This is a genomic window from Arthrobacter sp. T572 (assembly GCF_056780115.1).
The window spans coordinates 3301517-3318735 of sequence record NZ_JBRAZQ010000002.1; the positions used below are offsets into that span (position 1 = coordinate 3301517).

Genomic DNA, 17219 nt, shown 5'->3' on the forward strand with positions numbered 1-17219 from the left:
AGGCGGGGGTGGGCGGGGCATCGGGTGTGGTCCCCCTACCCGCACCCCAAGCGTTAGGGGATTCGCGGGGGACCAAGAGGGGGTTCAGGGGGATGTTCCCGATCCGGGTACCCCTCCGCAAGGGCAATCCGGAGCCTGGAGAGCAGTTCGGAACGGCTTTCGGCCCCCAGTCGCCGCCGCATCCGGGCCACATGGTGCTCAGCGGTGCGGTGGGAAATGTAGATCGCCTCCCCGATTTCCCGGTAGGTCTTGCCCTCCAGCAGCAGCCGGGCAACCTCCCGCTCCCGGGCGCTGAGCCCAGCCGCGTCGGCCCGGGTCTCCGGGGGCGGGTCCGTTGCCGCTACCTGTTGCGGTATTCCCGGTGCTGTGCCGCCGGAAGCCGGCGGGTGGATGTCCCGGGCACAGGCGAGCAACTTGACCATGTCGCGCCGCTCGTCGGCGTGCGCGGCGGCGTGGCCTGCCAGGCGGGCACCCTCCCAGGGCATCCCCACGGCGGCAAGACCACGGGCCGCTGCCTCGACATCGGAGGCTTCGAAGCGTCCGGCCAGCACGGATACCCAGGCCCGGCCGCCCCTGGCGAGCACTGAAGCCAAGTGGCTGTGCTCCGATGCACGCACCAGGGCTGCAGCATGAGGCGCGAGTCCGGCCGGGTCTTCCGCCAGCAACGCCGCTTCCACCCCTGCCCAGTGCACCGGCACGCCCCACAGCGGCGGGTTGCCAAGGCGTTCCAGGAGTTCCGGGACAGCGGACAGGTAATGCGCAGCTTTGGGCGTCTCCCGCAGGCGCGCCGCCGAGATCATCAGTTCACCCCACGGCAACAGATTGAACAGGTCCACGGACACGTGCATCATCGCCTCGCGTGCGCGGTCCCAGGCCACCACCAGTTCGTGGACGTCACCGCCACGACGGGCCAGCCCCACGTCCAGGGCAGCATGCAGGAACGCGTCCCTGGGCGGGAGGTTCCACGGGTTCGCTTTGAGGGCCTCGTTGATTGCCAGCCGCGCTTCGTCGGCGTTGTCGCGGTGCATCAGGGACCAGGCCAGGAGCAGGAAGTGCCGAGGTCTTGCCGGGTCGCCGCCTTGCCCGGCCGTCAACGCCGATCTCAGGATGGTTTCAGCAAGCGCGGGCTCGCCGCCGTGCAGCGCGCACAACGCAGCGAGGGCGGCAGGGGTCTCCGGCATGGGAATCACGGTCCCGGCCGCATTCATCATGTCCGAGGCGCGGATGAGGTCCGGCAAACCCAGTTGGGGTTCGGGGCCCAGTGTTTGCCGCAGCCCCTGCCCCGTCAGCGACAAGGAGACCGCCAGCAGGGTCGGTGAGCCGGACATCCGGTTGGCGTCAAGGACGGCTTCGGCCATGGCCAGGTCGCCGGAGCCGGCCAGCGCAACGGCAGCCAATGGAGCCGAGGAACCAAGACGTTCTTTGCCCAGCCAGCTGTAGGTGTCGGCGCCCCGGGCCAGCATCCCGCGCTGCGACCATACGGACGCGGCCACGTCCACGCCCAGCAGCAGCCCGGGCGGATCCGGCATGGCCAGCAGCCGGTCCACCAGCCGGCCTGCGGTGTCCAGCTCGCCGATCGCCGCCGCGGCCTGGGCGCGCTGTGCGGCCTTGTCCAATTCATCGGCCCCGGCAAGGAGGGCCTCGGCAAACAGGTCAGCTGCCAGCCGCGGGTCCGTATCAACCACGACGGCGGCAGCCCGCTCGAGTTCGGCCGCCACCCTGGCGTCGTGCAAACCACCGCGGGCCAGTTCCCTGGCCAGATCACTGAACGGCAGTCCGGCGGACAGTACTTTGTCCACCAGCTCCCGTTGAAGGGCGTGCAGATGGGCGTCCGGTGTGCCGGTCAGGAGAGCGTGCTGAACGGTACCCACCACCCGGCCGTCCTCGGAAAGGAGCCCGCTCTCCTTCGCCGTTTCGATGATGACGCCCAGATCCTCCCTCGATTCGAGGGTGGCCGGCAGTGGCCCCGGCAGCGTAAACCCGGCCGACAGTGCCAGCAACAGTTCCCTGACAGATGCCGTGGTGCCGCTCAACCCGGCCGCCAGCATCTGGAGGTCCGGCTGGGTTCCGGCCGCGGTGGAATCGGCTCCGGCCGCGGTGGAATCGGGTCCGGCGTGCGCCCTGCCCATGCCTACGCTCCGGGGGTCAGCGCGGGATCCGGACTGGGACTGCTTTCAGTGATGGTGGGAGCGGGGTCCGGCACCGGGTCCTGGGTGGCCGGCGGTTCAGGGGCGGGCGCTGGTGGTTCCGTTGCCGGCGGGGTGGTTGGCCCGGTGGGCGGCGGGGTCACAGGGTCCGTGACCACAGGTGGCGTGGTGGGGTCGTTGACCACGGGAGGCGTGGTGGGCACGGTCGGGGTGGTCGGGTCCGGAGTAGGACCGCTTGCGGCTCCGCCTGGCGTTGTGGGAGTGGTCCCGGGATCCGGCGCCGGCGTCCCTGTGCCCGGGGTGGTTCCGCCCGTTCCGTCCGTCGCTGTTCCTCCGGTGCCCGCGCCCGTTCCGGCCCCCGTGCCGGTCCCTGTTCCGCTGCCGGTGCCTGCCCCAGCAGGTCCCGCTGCGCTTCCGGCGCCGGCGCCGGCAGCCGTACCTGTACCGGAGCCCGCGGACCCCGCCCCGGAACCTGAGGTACCTTGCCGGGTAGGGGTTTGGGGCCGGGTGGCGCCCGTCCTCGCCGCTCCGCTGCGCGCGCTGGCCTCCAATCCCGACGCCGGCCGTCCGGTCGCCGGGACCGAATCCGTCCCACCGGCGGGTGCTTGGGCGGCTTGCTGGCCGCCTGCAGGAGTGCCGCCGTCGCGAATGACATCCGCAGCCTGCGCCCCGAACACCGACGCCAGCAAGCCGCTTCCGTCCGGGCTCTGCGCGGCCGTGGCAGTGGCCACCGTCAGGACCGTGGCGGCCGCCGCAGCCGCGGCCGTCATCTTCACCCGTGACCGCGGCGCGTGCCGTCCGGCAGCCGGCTGGGTCCGGTGGCCCGGGGCGTGCGCCCGGGCAAAAAGGTGCTGCGCGGTGCCCGCCCCTACCGGGAACTCCGATCGCTTTGTTTCCTGTGTTCCGCGGGCCTGTACAGCCGCAGCGACCGGACCAGCCGCCGTCGGGCTTTCCTCCTGACTGGCGGCGGCACCAAGGTCCAGGGCGCCGGCCACCGCTGCCGCGGCACCGAGGCAGATGGAAGACTTGGGATCGGCGTCGACGGCGATCGGCCGGCCCAGCCCTGCCGAGATCAGTTCCGCCACGAGCGGGATGCGCGAGGAGCCGCCGATCAACAGCACGGCACTGAGGTCCTCAGGCGCCAGCCCCATGCGCTCCAGGCTTCCCTCAAGGGCCTCCACGGTGCTGCGGACCGGTGCATCGATCAGGTCCTCGAACTCGGACCGCACAATACGGATGGACTGCTGCGTCCCCGGCAGGGACACGGAGATGGTTGCTTCATTGTCTGCGGAGAGCGCTTCCTTGGCCTCACGGCATTCACGACGCAGCCTGGACAACCCGGCCAATGTTTCCGGCGCTTCGGGGTCAAGCGCGGCCACTGTCCCGCCCAGGTAATCAACCACATGACGCACAACGGCGGCGTCGAAGTCGGCGCCGCCCAGGGTTTCGATGCCGTCCGGATGGCCAAGAAGCCGGAAAGCGCCGGCGGCCACCTTGCGGAGGATCGCGGTGTCGAACGTCCCGCCGCCCAGGTCGTAGACCGCGATCGTGCTGCCGTCCTCCACACGCGTCTGGGAAGCGTAGTGCAGGGCGGCGGCCTCGGGTTCGCTGATCAGGGTGACTTCCGGGAGGCCGGCTTGCGCAAGGGCCTCGCGCACCACGGCGGTGCGGTGTCCGCCCCAGGACGCAGGATGGGTCAGGACCAGGGCGGACGCCGGACTACCCTCGCGCTCCTCCGCCCGGTCCACCACCCAGCGGGCCATGTGGGCGAAAACCTCTTCCGGAGCCAGCCACGAATCCCCTGCCGCGATGGGTACGGAGTCGCCGATGCGGCGCTTGAACTCGCGCACCATCCGTGCGGGGTCATCAAGGCCCCGGCGCTCGGCGGCCTCGCCCACCAGGACCCGGCCGTCCTCTGCGAAATACACCACCGAGGGCACGGCATTGCTGTGCAGTCCCAGGGGCAGGATGGCGGGCCTTGGAGCGGCACCTGAGGCGGAGGGCTCCGTTGGTCCAACCCGTTCAACGGGCTTCATCAAGGCTGCTGCGGTGAAACTTGTCCCGACGTCAATGGCGAGAACGTAGCTCATGGTTACCTCGAAAAAGAACACGGCATAGCGCATGCGGTCTTCATCACAAGCGGGTTCCCAACAAGTTAGCACTTGCCTTGGGCGCGCAAAAGGCTCAATTACTGAATCGGCCGACGCCGGTCAGGGCGGCATGACGGGCCAGCCTGACCCGGTCCGGACAGAAGCCCTGTTCAGGGCCGGAATGCGCGGCTCAGAGGCCGGAGTAGGAGTGCAGTCCGTTGAAGACCGTGTTCACCAGCGTGAAGTTGATGATGACGCAGGCGTAGCCCACAATGGACAGCCATGCCGCACGGGTTCCGGTCCAACCACGGGTGGCGCGGGCGTGGAGGTAGCCGGCGTAGACCACCCAGATCACGAACGTCCACACTTCCTTGGGGTCCCAGCCCCAGAAACGGCCCCAGGCTTTCTCTGCCCAGATGGCGCCGAACATCAGCGTAAAGGTCCAACCGACGAACGCCACCGTGTTGATCCGGTAGGAGAGGTTCTCCAGGCTGAGCGCGCTGGGCACGAGCCGCATGAAGCCCAGGGTGTCGGCACGGCCGGCGGCCAGGTTCTTCTGCCGGTAGGACTGCACCAGCTGCAGCGCGGACATGGCGAACGTCAGCGTGAACAGCGCCGAAGCCAGGACAGCGATCGAAACATGGATGATGAGCCAGTAGCTCTGGAGCGCAGGAACCAGATGGCCCACGGGGGTCCAGAACGCCACCGAGGCGGCCACCAGCATGATGATGGCCAAGCCAACGATGAACGTGCCCAGGAATCGCAGGTCGCGGCGGATCAAGGCGATCAGGAACACTGCCACAGCCACGAAGGCACCCGTGGTGAGGAACTCGTACATGTTGCCCCAGGGCACGCGGCCGGCGCCCAGGGCACGGGTCACCACACCGGCGCCATGGATCAGCACGCCCAGGACCGTCAGCGCCACACCCACGCGGGCAGGCACGCGGCGCTCGGCCGCGTACTTCATGTCGCCTGCCGCCGTGGATTCCTCCAAGGAGATGCCCGACGCCGGACGCCCGGCCCGGTCAGCCGGCCCGCCGTCGTCGGGAGTTCCGGCTGTTGCACCGGCGCTGCCAGCCGCCACGGCCACCTTCGTGGCAGCCGACGAGGCGGCCGCCTTCAGGTCCACTGCCCGCAGGGTCTTGCTGCTCCTGGCCAGGTCCCACGCAAAGGCGATGAAGGCCACGGTGTACGTTCCGGCCGCGAGCAGCATGAACAGCTCGCTGTACTGGCCCAGGGTTTCGTTGATGACGGGCATTACTGGTCCTTCGAGGTTGTGGAAGAGACTGTATTGGAGGCATTGGTGGTATCGGTGGAAACCTGCCACTCACGGGCAAAGAGCTCCCGCAGTGCTGCGGCTTCACCGGTGAGGCGGTGGTCTTCACCGCGCGCCAGGAGGCCGTACTCCACCATGGTGCGGCCGTCCTGGTGGGTTCCGGTGCGGACCCAGACGCGGCGGCGGCCGATGTAGAGCGAAGTCACCAGGCCGGCCACTGCAAGCAGACCGAAAATCAGGGCATAAAGCTGGCCCGGGTTGTGGTGGATGTCCACGCCCACGTACTTCTTGACCCCGTCAAAGGTGATGCTTCCCTTGCCGTCAGGCAGGTCTTTGGTCATGCCCGGTGCCAGCGTAATGCCCCCGGCTTCCAGGTCCCGCCCGTTGAGTTGCTGGAGCTCGGAGACATCGAGTTCGAAGACGTTCTGCGGCACACCCTTGTCCAGGCCCAGATCCCCGTAGTAGGAGTTCAGGCTCAGCTGCGGGTTGAACAATTCCGGGCTCGCGCTGAAGGACACGCCGTCCTCCGTGACATAGGCCGTGGGAAGGAAGAAGCCCACAAAGCCCAGCTGCTCGGGCCGGCCGTCCGGAACCTTGATCACCACGGACGAGTAGTAGTTGTCGCCCTGCAGCTTGGCAACCACCGGCCCTTGGAAGGCAACGTTTCCGCTGCCGTCACGGACCGTCACCACGGGGGCGTAGCCATTACCGGTCAGGTAGACACTGGTACCGCCCAGGCTCACGGGCTCGTTGACCTTGAGGACTTCCTTCTGCTCCGCTGCGTCCGGGGAATCCTTGGTGGTCACATCAGCGGTGAAATCGATGGGTTGGCCGATCTTGCCCGCCGATTCGCGGTCGAACTGTGCCTCGAACTTATCCAGCCGGATGGAGTAGGGCTGCAGCCAGCTGCTCTGGAAGTTGGTGCCTGGAGTGAATTGGTCGTAGCCCACCAGGGTATTGACGAAGGTGTCGCCCTCAACCAGGATGCGCTGGCCGCTGTAGCCGAAGAGGCCGCCAATGGCCACGGAGACCAGCACGCCGATCAGGGAGGTGTGGAAGACCAGGTTTCCAACTTCCTTCATGAATCCCCGCTCGGCACCCAGGTTCGGCAGGTCGCCGTCGGCGTCCCTTACCTCAACGCGGTAGCCGCGCTTCCTGAGCAGCCCGGCGGCATCAAGGATCGCCTTCGACGCCGGGATCCCGGCGTCGGCGGGCAGCACCAGGGTGCCGTACTCCGGAAGCCGGGACAGGCGCTTGGGCGTGCGGGGCGGCTGCGACTTCATCGCCTTGTAGTGGGCGATCGCACGCGGCGTGACACAGCCGATCAGCGAGATGAACAGCAGGAGGTAGATGGCCGAGAACCACGCCGAAGAATAGACGTCGTACAACTGGAGCGCATCCAGGAGTTCGCCGTAAGACGGATTGTCCTTGATGTACTGCGTCACCACCGACGGGTTGGCAGGCCGCTGCGGGAAGAGCGAACCGGGGACCGCAGCAATGGCAAGGAGAAGCAGCAGGAACAGCGCAGTCCGCATGCTGGTCAGCTGCGTCCAGGCCCAGCGGATCATGCCCTTGACGCCGAGCGCGGGCAGGGCGGCGTCGGACTTGGCCTGCTGGAGCTTGTCCCCACCCTCGGACGGGGCTTCGCCGGCGGTTGGCGATTTCTTCTTGGCTTTCACGGACTCGCTCATCAGATCGGCAACTTCACGTCGGTTTGGAACCAGTACTGCAACTCGGTCACCCATATTCCCCACACACCGGTGGCCATCAGGATGCCGAGCAAAACCAAAATGCCTCCGCCGGTCCGCTGGATTGCCAGGCGGTGCTTCCGGAAGAAGGCCATCACACCCATGCCGCGGCGGACCGCCAAGGCGATCAGCAGGAACGGGATGCCCAGGCCGAGGCTGTAAATGAACGCCAGCAGGGCGCCTTTGGCCGCCGACGAACCGCCGGAGAGGCTGAGCAGCTGCACGGCGGAGTAGGTGGGACCGATGCAGGGCGCCCAGCCGAGCCCGAACGTCAGCCCCAGCAGGGGCGCACCCCACAGGCCGGCCGGCGGCTTCGCGTGGATCTTCGCAGCGCGCTGCAACCACGAGAACCCACCCATGAACACCACGCCCATCAGAATCACCAAGAGGCCCAGAATCTGGGTGATCCACGCGTTCTGGCGGCCGGTCACGAGGGTCCCCAGCTGGCCGAACGCGCCGCCCAGCAGGACAAAGATCACCGAGAAGCCCAGGACGAACAGGCCGATCCCGGCCAGCATGCGGCCGCGCCGCTGGCGCTGGAGGTCGACGCCGGTCAGTCCTGTCACGTAGCCCAGGTAGCCCGGGACGAGCGGCAGCACACAGGGCGACAGGAACGACACGAGCCCGGCCAGCAGCGCCACGGGCACGGCCAGGAGCAAGGACCCGTTGAGGATCGTCTCGGCGAAGGGACTGTTCATGGTTGGCTACTCGGCTGCCGCGGTGGTGATGAGCGCTTTCAAAGTGCTCTTCTCGATCTCGCCAAGCACGCGGGATGCCACCCTGCCCTCCTTGTCCAGGACCAGCGTGGTAGGCACGGCGCCCGGAGGCACGATCCCGGACACGGAGAGCAACACGGCTCCGTCCTGGTCATTGAAGCTGGGGTAGGTGATGTTGAAGGTCTTGTCGAAAGCTTCGGCCGTGGCTTTCTCGTCCCGGAGATTCACGCCGAAGAACTGCACGCCCTGGTCCTTGAACTCCTGGTGGAGGGCCTCCAACTGAGGGGCTTCGACACGGCAGGGCGCACACGCGGCGAACCAGAAATTCAGCACGGTGACTTTGCCGACGATGTCTTCCGGCTTGACGGAGGAGCCGTTGAACAGGGTGCCTTGGAGCTGCACGGGGGCGCTGCGGTCGGCCTTGGCGAACTCGGTCACGGAGCCATCGCCGGCCACGTAGTTCTTGTTGTCGCCGGCGCGTGCCTGGTCGGCCAGGGAGTCCTTTTGGGCACAGGCGGACAGACCCATGGTGAGCCCTGCAAGGAGCACTCCGCCGGCAGACAGGACACCGCGGCGGGAGGGGTTGTTATCCATGATTCGCTTTCACGCTCCGGGGGTGCTGGCGGCACCGGGAAGCAGGACGGCAGCCGGCTCGCTGTAGTCGACGCGGACGATCCTGCCGCGATCATCCAGGACCAGTGACGTCAAGGACGTCAGGGTGCACTCGCGTTTGCGGGGATCATGCGCAAGCCTGCGCCCCTCGGCCGTGAGGCGCGTGGTCCAGATGGGCAACTGGTGGCTGACCATGATGGCCTCGGCCCCGTCTCCCCCTGCTTCGATCGCTGCGAGCCTGGCATCCTCCACCGCGGCCAGCATTCGCGCGGCCTGGTCTTTGTAGGCTTCTCCCCACGATGGCCGCATGGGGTTCCGGAAGTAGAACCAGTGCTTGGGCTTCAGGAATTCACTGCGCGTGGGGTGCAGCCCCTCGAAGTGGTTCTCGGCCTCGATGATGCGGGGCTCGGTGTGGATTTCAAGCCCCAGGGCTTCGGCCGTAGGCATCGCGGTTTCCTGCGCGCGCGTCAGGGGCGACGCCACGAGATGGACGATATTGGACCCTTGGCGGGCTCGTTCGGCGAAGTGGTTGGCGAGCATGCGGGCCATCTCCCGGCCCCGCTCGGAGAGGTGGAACTCGGGCAGCCGGCCATACAGGACGCCATCGGGATTATGAACCTCGCCATGGCGAAGCAGATGGACAGTTGCTTGGGGCATGTTTACCAGTTTCTCAAAGATACGTAGCGATCTGAAATCTTCTACCGAGAGTAGAACTCAAAGATTTCCCAAAAAGTTCCGTCACGTTGGAATAAAAGATGCATATGCATGTTTATACTGGATACGAACCTCGGTTGACGCTTCAAGTAATCACCCGGGGTAGCACCGGAACCTTCCACTAAGAGGAGCAACAAGCATGATGACCCTTCCCGCCAACGTCACCACCGGCACCTGGACCCTGGACAACTCGCACAGCGAAATCGCCTTCACCGTGCGCCACGCCGGCATCAGCAAGGTCCGCGGCCAGTTCAAGGAAGCCGAGGCAACCCTCGAGGTCGGCGAGACCCTCACCGACTCCAAGGTCACCGCCTCCATCCAGACCGCCAGCTTCGACTCCGGAGACGCCAACCGTGACGGCCACGTCAAGGGCGAGGACTTCTTCGATGTGGAGAAGTTCCCGGAGATCACCTTCGTCTCCCGCCACGTCAAGGCAAACGGCGACGGCTTCGACCTTGTGGGCGATCTCACCATCAAGGGTGTCACGAAGGAAGTTGCCATCGAGACCGAATTCAATGGCGTGGCCGTGGACCCCTTCGGCAACACCCGCGCCGGCGTCTCCGGCGAAACCACCATTAGCCGCAAGGAGTTCGGCCTTACCTGGAACGCCGTCCTCGAGGCCGGCGGCGTGCTGGTCAGCGACAAGGTTGTCATCAACCTCGAACTCGCCTTCATCGCTCCGGCTGCTGCCTAAGTTCCCGGCAACCCCTGCCTGAACGGCGTCCCTTTTGGCTTCGGCCAGGGGCGCCGTTCTGCTTTAAGCCGGCTTTGGCGGGAGGGCCCTCCCGGGTGCACCGGTCCGGCCCGCGCAAGTTGCCTCCAGTACCCGCCAAATTGCCTATGTTTACTGCACCCTGCGGTCTAAAGTGATGCCATGAGTACCCCGGATGAAACACCACAGCCACAGCAGCCCGGCGCCCAGCCTCCGCAGCCCGGCAATGTTCCGCCTGCGGGTTACCAGCCCCCGCAGGGCTACCAACCGCCCCAGGGCTACCAGCCCTCGTCCCCGCCCGGCCAGCACCAGCAGCCGGGTCCCCACAACCAGCCCGGCCAGCAGGGCGGCGGGTACCAGCAACCAGGCCAGTCCGGCGGCTTCCATTTTGAAATGCCCACGGACGGTCCCAGGAACTTCAACGATGTCCTGCCGCAGGGAGGCTTCTCCGGGCTCTTCAAGACCCAGGGACTTCCCACGGAACTGAAGGTCTCCTACTTCATCTGGGTGATCTCGGGGCTTCTCGGCCTGTTGTTCGGGTTGATCGGATTCTTCGCCCTCATTGCTGCCTTCGCCTTCGCGCCAGGGCTCGCCGCAATCGGCCTGGTCCTGCTCCTCATCAGCCTCGCCGTGGCTGTGGCGCAGGTAATCCTGGCCATGAAAATGAAGGAAGGAAAGGAATGGGCCCGTTTGGCCCTGACCGTCATCGCAGGAATCTCCCTGCTCCTTGCCATCTTCGGTGCGGCCAACCTCGGCGCAGCAGGCTCCGGACTGGGCAGCAACCTGTTCGGCTTCCTCGTCAGCGCCGTGGCCGTCGTCCTCATGTGGCTGCCCAACTCGCAGCTGTGGTTCAAGGCGGTCAAGGGCACCGCCTGAACTATTCGACGGCAGGTGCGCTGCCGCCGTCGTGCATTCATCCGCATGCGTGGTTCGCACCGAAACAGTGCCGGGAGCCGCGGCTGGTCCACTGGACCGGCCGCGGCTTTCATCATCAAGGAGTACGCCCGCGTGATGATTTGCGGTGCTCAGGGGCGAAATCCAGCGTGTGATTCTCCCCCGCGCCGGACCGTGGAGGTACGGTGGAACCAGAACCACGCTGGGGGCAGGGTTTTGCTTTTCCCGGCAGAGGTACCAGCAGTCCACCCAAGCAAAGGAATGCCATGAGCAACCCTCCATACCCGCCGTCCAACCCCGGCGATTCCCAGCCTGAGCAGCAGGGCTCCCAGCCGTCCACTCCCCAGTATGGACAGACGCCCCAGTACGGGCAGCAGGCACCGCAGTCCGGACAGCCTTCGGCTCCCCAGTACGGACAGCAGGCGCCCCAGTATGGGCAGCAGGCCCCGCAGTACGGACAGCAATCGCCCCAGTACGGCCAACAGGCCCCGCAGTACGGGCAGCAATCGCCGTATGGCCAGCAGCCCTCCCCCTACGGCCAGCAGGCGCCCCAGTACGGCCAGGACACCAACTGGCCCAGCCAGCAGCCCGGGCCCAGCAGTGTTCCCCAGTTGGTCAACACCGCTTTCTGGATGATCATTGCCGCCGGCGTCCTCTCCGCCATCAGCTCCCTGGTCCTGGCCTTCTCCGGCGCGCAGCCGATGATTGACCTGATGGTTGCCGAGGCCGAACGGCAGGGACAGGAATTCCCGCCGGAGGCCTTCGAGGGCATGCAGGGCCTCTTTGCCGTCAGCGGCGTCATCGGAGCCATCATCTCCCTGGGTCTTTACGCACTGGTCGCCTTCCCGGTCCGCAAGGGCAAGAACTGGGCCCGCATCCTGGGCACCGTCTTCGCTGCGATTTCCGTCTTCGGCTTGACCAGCGTGTTTACCCTCGGTCCCACCTACGGCTTCCTCCAGCTGGTGGTGATCCTGCTGGGAGTTGCGGCCATTGTTCTGCTGTACCTGCCGGCGTCGGCTCCGTACTTCCGGAAGCAGCAAGCGTTCGGCAACCCGTACCAGAACCCCTACGGCCGCTAAAGAATCACGCACAGGGCGCGGACCCGGTAGAGCTACACAGCTTGACCCGGTGTCTGCGCCCTTTGTGCGTGGTAAGCCAGGATCTGGAGTTCGGTGGCCATATCCACCTTGCGGAGATTCACGTGGGGCGGAACCTGGAGGAGGACCGGGGCGAAACTGAGGATGCTGCGGATGCCGGCAGCGATGACCCGGTCGCATACTTCCTGCGCCACCGTGGCCGGCAGTGCCAGGACCACCATGTTGGTATGGGTGCGTTCCAGGACGCGTTCCAGTTCAGCGGAGTCGCTGACGCGCAGCCACCCAACCTCGTTGCCGATCACCATAGGATCGGCGTCAAAGATCGCAACAACGTCAAAACCACGGGATTCGAACCCCCCGTACCGCGCCAGCGCCTTGCCCAGGTTTCCGGCGCCGACGATCGCCACTTTCCAGTCATGGGTCAGTCCGAGCGCGGCGGCAATATGGCGGCTCAGGTATTGGACCTCATAGCCCACGCCCCGGGTCCCGTAGGAGCCCACGTAGGAGAGGTCCTTCCTGAGCGTCGATGAACTGACGCCGGATGCCTCGGCCAGCGCCTCCGAGGAGACACGCTCCACGCCCTCGGCCAGCAACGAATTGAGCGCGCGCAAATAGAGGGTCATCCGGGCCACGGCCGCGGGCGGGATCTGCTTTGCCGCAGGTTCGTTGTCTCCGGTTGTAGCTCCCGGGGACGGTTCCAGCGCAGTCACGGTGTTCTCCATTGCGTCGCTTGTTGTTCCACTCTATGGCTCATTGCCGGGCTCAACCAAAGCGGCCGCATGCAACCTAACAGGCTCAGGCTTCCATGACTTTCCTGATGGTGCGCTCCAACCGTTGCTCGTCGATCTTCCAGAAGTCGCGCTGCACGCCGTTGACCAAAACCACCGGGATCTCCTCGGCGAACCGGTCCCGGAGGTCGGGGTCGCCGTCGATCCCGCGCTCGGTCCATTCGATCCCCAAGGCGGTCGTAACACGCCCGACGGCGGCACGCGCCTCGGTGCACAGGTGGCAGTCAGCTTTGGTGAGGAGAACGATGTCGGGAGCAGCCATGACTCCACATTAACCCCGTCTCCTCTCTCACATCCCACCCCCGGCATCGCCTTTTGTGTGCCCTCAGCGCAGGACACCGGCAATTGACTAGACTCGAGGCATGCCCGAGGAGAAGAACGCCGCTGTCGCCGCGACTGCCCGAGCACAGTTGCACACCGGCGAAGCTGCCTTCTTCGACGTCGACAATACGTTGATGAAGGGCGCCAGCCTCTTCCACGTTGCGCGCAAAATGTACGAACGCAAGGCTTTCACGCTGTCACAGGCGGCGGGGTTTGCCTGGAAGCAATTCAAGTTTGTCCTGCGGGGCGAGAACATGGACGATGTCCACGCGGTTCGCGATTCCGCCTTGACGCTCGCGGCAGGGATCACGGTCGATGACATCAAGGCCCTTGGCGAAGAGGTCTACGACGAGATGATCGAGTCCAGGATTTGGCCGGGCACCAAAGCCTTGGCGGAGCAACATCTTCGGGTGGGCCGGCCGGTATGGCTGGTGACGGCAACGCCCATCGAAGTTGCCACGGTCATCTCCACCAGGCTGGGTTTGACTGGCGCTCTGGGAACGGTGGGCGAGATCGAAGGTGGCATGTACACCGGGCGGCTCGTCGGCGACATCCTGCACGGCCCCGCCAAGGCCGTCGCGGTCCAACTGGTGGCTGAGCAGGAAGGTCTGGATCTGGACCACTGCTGGGCTTACAGCGACTCCGCCAACGACATCCCCCTCCTCACCATGGTGGGCCACCCCGTCGTTATTAACCCCGACTCACGCCTGCGCAGGCACGCCCGGGAGAACAACTGGCCTGTGTATGACTTCCGTTCAGGTCGCCGGGCCGCAACCCTCGGCCTCAAGGCCGCCACAGTCGGCGGCGCCATCTACGGCTTATGGCGGGGATTCAGCCGCTTCCGCACCCGGCGCTGACCCTCTCTCACCAAAACCCCCACCCACCCCAACCCTCTCTCACCAAAACCCCCACCCACCCCAACCCTCTCTCACCAAAACCCCCACCCACCCCAACCCTCTCTCACCCCTTCATGGTTGGCGGCAGCAGCCTGTGGATAACTTCTGCACGCATCGGCCTTCCTGGGAAACAATGCCGGTATGCAAAAACCGTCGCCCCTTCCTACCCTGGTGACTTCTGCTCCCTTCACCCTCAAAGAGGCGCGAGCTGCGGGCCTGGAACAAAGGCAGCTCAGGAAAGAGGCCACTATCGAGGGTGTCAGTCAAGGGATCTATCGTCCCGCCGACTGGGACTTCAACCTGGCGGCTGCGGCACGGTCGCTCTCTGCCGCGAGTCCTGGTGCTTGGATATCCCATGTAACTGCTGCCCGACTTCATGGCCTCTGGCTTCCTCCTTGGCTTGCCGATTCCAATGAACTGCACCTCAGCAAGCCGCGAAGTCTGCCGTCCGTCCGAAGACGTGGCATCATCGGACACACGCTGGTCCTGGACAAGTCCGAGATCGAGTTCACGCAGGGCATGTGGATGAGCACCCGCTCCAGGACATGGCTGGACTTGGCACGCCAACTGCCGTTGAAGGATCTTGTCTGCATCGGTGATCAGCTCATTCGGGTCCCACGACCGGAATTTGAGGGCCGGAGCGTCCCCTTCGCCTCAATCCCCGAATTACGAACCATGGTGTCCCGGCACAAGAATCTCCAGGGAGTGGTCCGCGCGCGGGAAGCGTTGAACCTTCTGCGCGTCGGTGCCGACTCGGCGCCGGAGTCCATGCTCCGTCTCGCCATGCTCGACGCCGGCCTTGCCGAACCCGAGTTGCAGATACGCCTCCGCGATGACGACCCTTTCTCTCCGTCAGCGGACCTCGGCTTCCGTGCCCGGCGCCTGGCAATTCAGTACGACGGCGGCCATCACCTCGAGGAGGAACAGTACTTCAGCGATCGACGGCGGGACAAAGCCTTTGCGGCGGCCGGTTGGACGGTCCTCATCTTTGGAAAAGAGGATCTGGCAGATGGGTTCGCAAAGGCAATCTCGAAAATCAAGAAGGCCCTGAGGAACAGCTGGATCGACCCAGCCGTCGCGTCGGGATTCCGCGACGATCGGTGAGAGAGCGTCCCGACAAACCGGACCATCGGTAAGAGAGCGTCCCGACAAACCGGACGATCGGTGAGAGAGCGTCCGAGGATGCAAAAATGCCCGCCGCCTGGACAGGCAACGGGCATTCACGCTTGGCGAAGTATCTCTACTTCTTATTGCGGCGCTGGTGGCGGGTCTTGCGAAGCAGCTTACGGTGCTTCTTCTTGGCCATACGCTTGCGGCGCTTCTTGATAACTGAACCCACGAAAGTTCCTTACAAACTAGATGAAGGTCCTGTCTGTTGGAACGGATCCGCGGACAAAGCAGCAGACAGTACAACTGACAGATTCTTACAATGACGTAAAACGTTCCTTAACAGGGTACCGCTTCAAAGAGGCACCCTGTGACCACGGCCCACGGAGCGGGCCATGGGAGGCCTCAGGCGGTCTCCGTCTGCCCGTCCACCACGGCACCTTTGAGGTACTGGGCCACGGCCTCTTCCGGAACCCGGAAGGAACGGCCAAACCTGACGGCGGGCATTTCCCCTGAGTGGACCAGGCGGTACACGGTCATTTTGGAAACACGCAAGACGTCGGCCACTTCAGCCACCGTCATGAAACGTGCCTTCGAGAAGTTAGTCTCTGCGGACATTTCCCATATTCCTTTGCTCTCAGACAGTAAGACACCCCCAGAAAGAACGGTGTGCCGATGCTGAGCCATCAAACAACCATGTGCTGGATACTCTAGTGGCTGATGGGGCCAATGTGAAAGCACTTCCAGGAAAGTGGGACCGCACTCCCCGCTTATTCCCCGACTGCCAACCGACGTTTCCGGGCCGAGGCAGCCAACTGCTCCAGGACGGAAGCCGTGACGTCCCACTCCATGCAGGCGTCCGTAACACTCTGCCCGTACACCAGTTCCTGCTCCCCCGCGAGCTGCTTTGCCACATCCAGGTTTTGGGCACCGCCCACCAGGAAGCTCTCCAGCATCACACCGGCAATGGGAGAGGACGCCCCGGCTTCGAGCTGCGCGCCGATCTCCAGTGCAACTTCCGCCTGGCGGTGGTGGCTCTTTCCGCTGTTGGCGTGGCTGGCATCCACGATCAGGCGCGGATTGAGTCCCTTCGCGGCGAGCTTGGATGAGGCCGCCGCCACGTCAGCGGCAGAGTAGTTCGGCCCCTTGCGTCCGCCGCGGAGGATCACGTGGGTATCCGGGTTGCCGGCGGTGGCCACCAAAGCCGCCCGGCCGTCGTCGTCGATTCCCAGGAAGGCCTGCTCAGCGGCAGAGGCGCCGCACGCATCAATGGCCACCTGCAGGTCGCCATCGGTTCCGTTCTTGAAGCCGATGGGCATGGACAGGCCCGAGGCGAGCTGGCGGTGGATCTGGCTCTCGGTGGTGCGGGCACCGATCGCTCCCCAGGAGACGAGGTCCGCCATGTACTGCGGGCTGATGGGTTCCAGGAACTCCGTGGCGGTGGGCAACCCCAGGGCGGTGACCTGCTTGAGGAAGCCGCGGGCCGCGCGCAGTCCGGCGGCGATGTCGTGGCTGCCGTCCAGGTGCGGATCGTTGATGAGGCCCTTCCAGCCAACCGTGGTGCGCGGCTTTTCGAAGTAGGTCCGCATGACGATCAGCAGGTCTTCCTTGTGCTTCTCGGCCTGGCTGACAAGCCGGCGGGCGTATTCCAGGCCGGCCTTGGGATCGTGGATGGAGCACGGACCCACGATCACCAGGAGGCGGTCGTCCACGCCGTCCATGATGGCGCGGACCTGATCACGGCCACGGTCGACGACGGCTGCTGAGCGGGCGTCCAACGGCAACTCAGCGATGAGGTCCTGGGGTGCCGGAAGCGGCTCGAACCGGGCGACGCGGAGATTGGAGGTTGCGGGCTGGGCGTTGTCCGAGGTCAACGAAGATTCAGGGGCGATGCTGGTCATGTTCTGGGTCCTGTCCGGGAAACGGAGCGGGCCCCTTTTCAGAACCCGCCGGATATGGCGAAGGGCAGAGAATCATCTCTGCCCTGTTGGCTCTGAAGGAAAGTTGGATGCGTGTCAGTTAGACGCGGGCCCCTCCAGAGCCAACGAAAAATACGCATACCAACGCTTAGTCATAGCCACACCATAACCGCGCAGGTTCA

The 17219-nt window shown here is 65.4% G+C and carries 17 protein-coding genes; 5 read left to right on the forward strand and 12 right to left on the reverse strand.

All coding sequences use genetic code 11. The features are described from left to right. Positions 1 to 53: 53 nt before the first annotated feature. From ACUYMZ_RS16465 to ACUYMZ_RS16495, 7 genes are all read right to left on the reverse strand, one after another. Positions 54 to 2129 carry a LuxR C-terminal-related transcriptional regulator gene (locus ACUYMZ_RS16465; RefSeq protein WP_481604576.1) on the reverse strand — a complete coding sequence of 692 codons (2076 nt, stop codon included), beginning with the start codon at positions 2127 to 2129 and terminating at the stop codon, positions 54 to 56. Between the two features lie 2 nt (positions 2130 to 2131). Further along, positions 2132 to 4270 carry an Hsp70 family protein gene (locus ACUYMZ_RS16470; protein ID WP_481604578.1) on the reverse strand — a complete coding sequence of 713 codons (2139 nt, stop codon included), beginning with the start codon at positions 4268 to 4270 and terminating at the stop codon, positions 2132 to 2134. Between the two features lie 157 nt (positions 4271 to 4427). Next, entirely contained in the window at positions 4428 to 5495 is a 1068-nt protein-coding gene (ccsB, locus tag ACUYMZ_RS16475; RefSeq protein WP_481604580.1) for a c-type cytochrome biogenesis protein CcsB, read from the reverse strand. Next, the gene (resB, locus tag ACUYMZ_RS16480; protein ID WP_481604582.1) at positions 5495 to 7204 is read right to left on the reverse strand and encodes a cytochrome c biogenesis protein ResB; all 1710 of its coding nucleotides are present in this window, start codon (positions 7202 to 7204) and stop codon (positions 5495 to 5497) included. Before resB ends, ccsB begins: the two co-directional genes overlap by 1 nt. After that, positions 7204 to 7959, reverse strand: coding sequence for a cytochrome c biogenesis CcdA family protein (locus ACUYMZ_RS16485; protein WP_481604584.1), 756 nt, complete (start codon positions 7957 to 7959; stop codon positions 7204 to 7206). Before ACUYMZ_RS16485 ends, resB begins: the two co-directional genes overlap by 1 nt. A gap of 6 nt (positions 7960 to 7965) precedes the next feature. Next, the gene (locus ACUYMZ_RS16490) at positions 7966 to 8571 is read right to left on the reverse strand and encodes a TlpA family protein disulfide reductase (RefSeq protein ID WP_426003904.1); all 606 of its coding nucleotides are present in this window, start codon (positions 8569 to 8571) and stop codon (positions 7966 to 7968) included. 9 nt (positions 8572 to 8580) lie between these two features. After that, positions 8581 to 9246: a histidine phosphatase family protein gene (locus ACUYMZ_RS16495; protein ID WP_426003905.1), complete on the reverse strand. Its 666-nt coding sequence runs from the start codon at positions 9244 to 9246 to the stop codon at positions 8581 to 8583. A gap of 199 nt (positions 9247 to 9445) precedes the next feature. Here ACUYMZ_RS16495 and ACUYMZ_RS16500 point away from each other — a divergent pair, with 199 nt between their 5' ends. The 3 genes from ACUYMZ_RS16500 (at position 9446) to ACUYMZ_RS16510 (ending at position 11988) form a co-directional block, all read left to right on the forward strand. Beyond that, positions 9446 to 9997, forward strand: a complete 552-nt coding sequence (locus ACUYMZ_RS16500) for a YceI family protein (protein WP_426007598.1) — start codon at positions 9446 to 9448, stop codon at positions 9995 to 9997. A 180-nt stretch (positions 9998 to 10177) separates the two neighbouring features. Continuing rightward, on the forward strand, positions 10178 to 10891 hold the full coding sequence (locus ACUYMZ_RS16505; protein ID WP_481604586.1) for a hypothetical protein: 714 nt from the start codon (positions 10178 to 10180) through the stop codon (positions 10889 to 10891). Between the two features lie 284 nt (positions 10892 to 11175). Continuing rightward, a complete protein-coding gene (locus ACUYMZ_RS16510; RefSeq protein ID WP_442424979.1) occupies positions 11176 to 11988 on the forward strand; it encodes a GtrA domain-containing protein in 813 nt (270 codons plus the stop codon). Positions 11989 to 12020: 32 nt separating this feature from the next. Here ACUYMZ_RS16510 and ACUYMZ_RS16515 read toward each other — a convergent pair whose 3' ends face one another. Both ACUYMZ_RS16515 and ACUYMZ_RS16520 read right to left on the reverse strand, forming a co-directional pair. Beyond that, positions 12021 to 12728 carry a redox-sensing transcriptional repressor Rex gene (locus ACUYMZ_RS16515; RefSeq protein WP_426003908.1) on the reverse strand — a complete coding sequence of 236 codons (708 nt, stop codon included), beginning with the start codon at positions 12726 to 12728 and terminating at the stop codon, positions 12021 to 12023. Positions 12729 to 12801: 73 nt separating this feature from the next. Further along, on the reverse strand, positions 12802 to 13056 hold the full coding sequence (locus tag ACUYMZ_RS16520) for a glutaredoxin family protein (RefSeq protein WP_481604589.1): 255 nt from the start codon (positions 13054 to 13056) through the stop codon (positions 12802 to 12804). Positions 13057 to 13156: 100 nt separating this feature from the next. Here ACUYMZ_RS16520 and ACUYMZ_RS16525 point away from each other — a divergent pair, with 100 nt between their 5' ends. Both ACUYMZ_RS16525 and ACUYMZ_RS16530 read left to right on the forward strand, forming a co-directional pair. Further along, positions 13157 to 13972 (forward strand): HAD family hydrolase, encoded by an 816-nt coding sequence (locus tag ACUYMZ_RS16525; protein ID WP_481604592.1) that lies wholly within the window; start codon positions 13157 to 13159, stop codon positions 13970 to 13972. A gap of 180 nt (positions 13973 to 14152) precedes the next feature. After that, positions 14153 to 15115 (forward strand): endonuclease domain-containing protein, encoded by a 963-nt coding sequence (locus tag ACUYMZ_RS16530; protein WP_481604594.1) that lies wholly within the window; start codon positions 14153 to 14155, stop codon positions 15113 to 15115. A 136-nt stretch (positions 15116 to 15251) separates the two neighbouring features. Here the strand turns inward: ACUYMZ_RS16530 and ACUYMZ_RS16535 are convergent, their stop codons facing one another. The 3 genes from ACUYMZ_RS16535 to ACUYMZ_RS16545 form a co-directional block, all read right to left on the reverse strand. Continuing rightward, positions 15252 to 15350 (reverse strand): 30S ribosomal protein bS22, encoded by a 99-nt coding sequence (locus tag ACUYMZ_RS16535; protein ID WP_003792170.1) that lies wholly within the window; start codon positions 15348 to 15350, stop codon positions 15252 to 15254. Positions 15351 to 15523: 173 nt separating this feature from the next. Continuing rightward, a complete protein-coding gene (locus ACUYMZ_RS16540) occupies positions 15524 to 15736 on the reverse strand; it encodes a helix-turn-helix domain-containing protein (protein WP_426003913.1) in 213 nt (70 codons plus the stop codon). Positions 15737 to 15888: 152 nt separating this feature from the next. Next, complete coding sequence (locus ACUYMZ_RS16545; RefSeq protein ID WP_481604596.1) at positions 15889 to 17019, reverse strand: 3-deoxy-7-phosphoheptulonate synthase; 1131 nt, start codon at positions 17017 to 17019, stop codon at positions 15889 to 15891. Positions 17020 to 17219 lie beyond the last annotated feature (200 nt).

Excerpts from the sequence above, each read along its gene's own strand:
- ACUYMZ_RS16530 (WP_481604594.1), top strand. The coding sequence starts at position 14,153 with ATGCAAAAACCGTCGCCCCTTCCTACCCTGGTGACTTCTGCTCCCTTC.
- ccsB (WP_481604580.1), bottom strand. The coding sequence starts at position 5,495 with ATGCCCGTCATCAACGAAACCCTGGGCCAGTACAGCGAGCTGTTCATG.
- ACUYMZ_RS16490 (WP_426003904.1), bottom strand. The coding sequence starts at position 8,571 with ATGGATAACAACCCCTCCCGCCGCGGTGTCCTGTCTGCCGGCGGAGTG.
- ACUYMZ_RS16510 (WP_442424979.1), top strand. The coding sequence starts at position 11,176 with ATGAGCAACCCTCCATACCCGCCGTCCAACCCCGGCGATTCCCAGCCT.
- ACUYMZ_RS16485 (WP_481604584.1), bottom strand. The coding sequence starts at position 7,959 with ATGAACAGTCCCTTCGCCGAGACGATCCTCAACGGGTCCTTGCTCCTG.
- ACUYMZ_RS16525 (WP_481604592.1), top strand. The coding sequence starts at position 13,157 with ATGCCCGAGGAGAAGAACGCCGCTGTCGCCGCGACTGCCCGAGCACAG.
- ACUYMZ_RS16470 (WP_481604578.1), bottom strand. The coding sequence starts at position 4,270 with ATGCGCTATGCCGTGTTCTTTTTCGAGGTAACCATGAGCTACGTTCTC.
- ACUYMZ_RS16515 (WP_426003908.1), bottom strand. The coding sequence starts at position 12,728 with ATGGAGAACACCGTGACTGCGCTGGAACCGTCCCCGGGAGCTACAACC.
- ACUYMZ_RS16505 (WP_481604586.1), top strand. The coding sequence starts at position 10,178 with ATGAGTACCCCGGATGAAACACCACAGCCACAGCAGCCCGGCGCCCAG.
- ACUYMZ_RS16545 (WP_481604596.1), bottom strand. The coding sequence starts at position 17,019 with ATGACCAGCATCGCCCCTGAATCTTCGTTGACCTCGGACAACGCCCAG.
- ACUYMZ_RS16495 (WP_426003905.1), bottom strand. The coding sequence starts at position 9,246 with ATGCCCCAAGCAACTGTCCATCTGCTTCGCCATGGCGAGGTTCATAAT.
- ACUYMZ_RS16465 (WP_481604576.1), bottom strand. The coding sequence starts at position 2,129 with ATGGGCAGGGCGCACGCCGGACCCGATTCCACCGCGGCCGGAGCCGAT.
- ACUYMZ_RS16500 (WP_426007598.1), top strand. The coding sequence starts at position 9,446 with ATGACCCTTCCCGCCAACGTCACCACCGGCACCTGGACCCTGGACAAC.
- ACUYMZ_RS16540 (WP_426003913.1), bottom strand. The coding sequence starts at position 15,736 with ATGTCCGCAGAGACTAACTTCTCGAAGGCACGTTTCATGACGGTGGCT.
- ACUYMZ_RS16520 (WP_481604589.1), bottom strand. The coding sequence starts at position 13,056 with ATGGCTGCTCCCGACATCGTTCTCCTCACCAAAGCTGACTGCCACCTG.
- resB (WP_481604582.1), bottom strand. The coding sequence starts at position 7,204 with ATGAGCGAGTCCGTGAAAGCCAAGAAGAAATCGCCAACCGCCGGCGAA.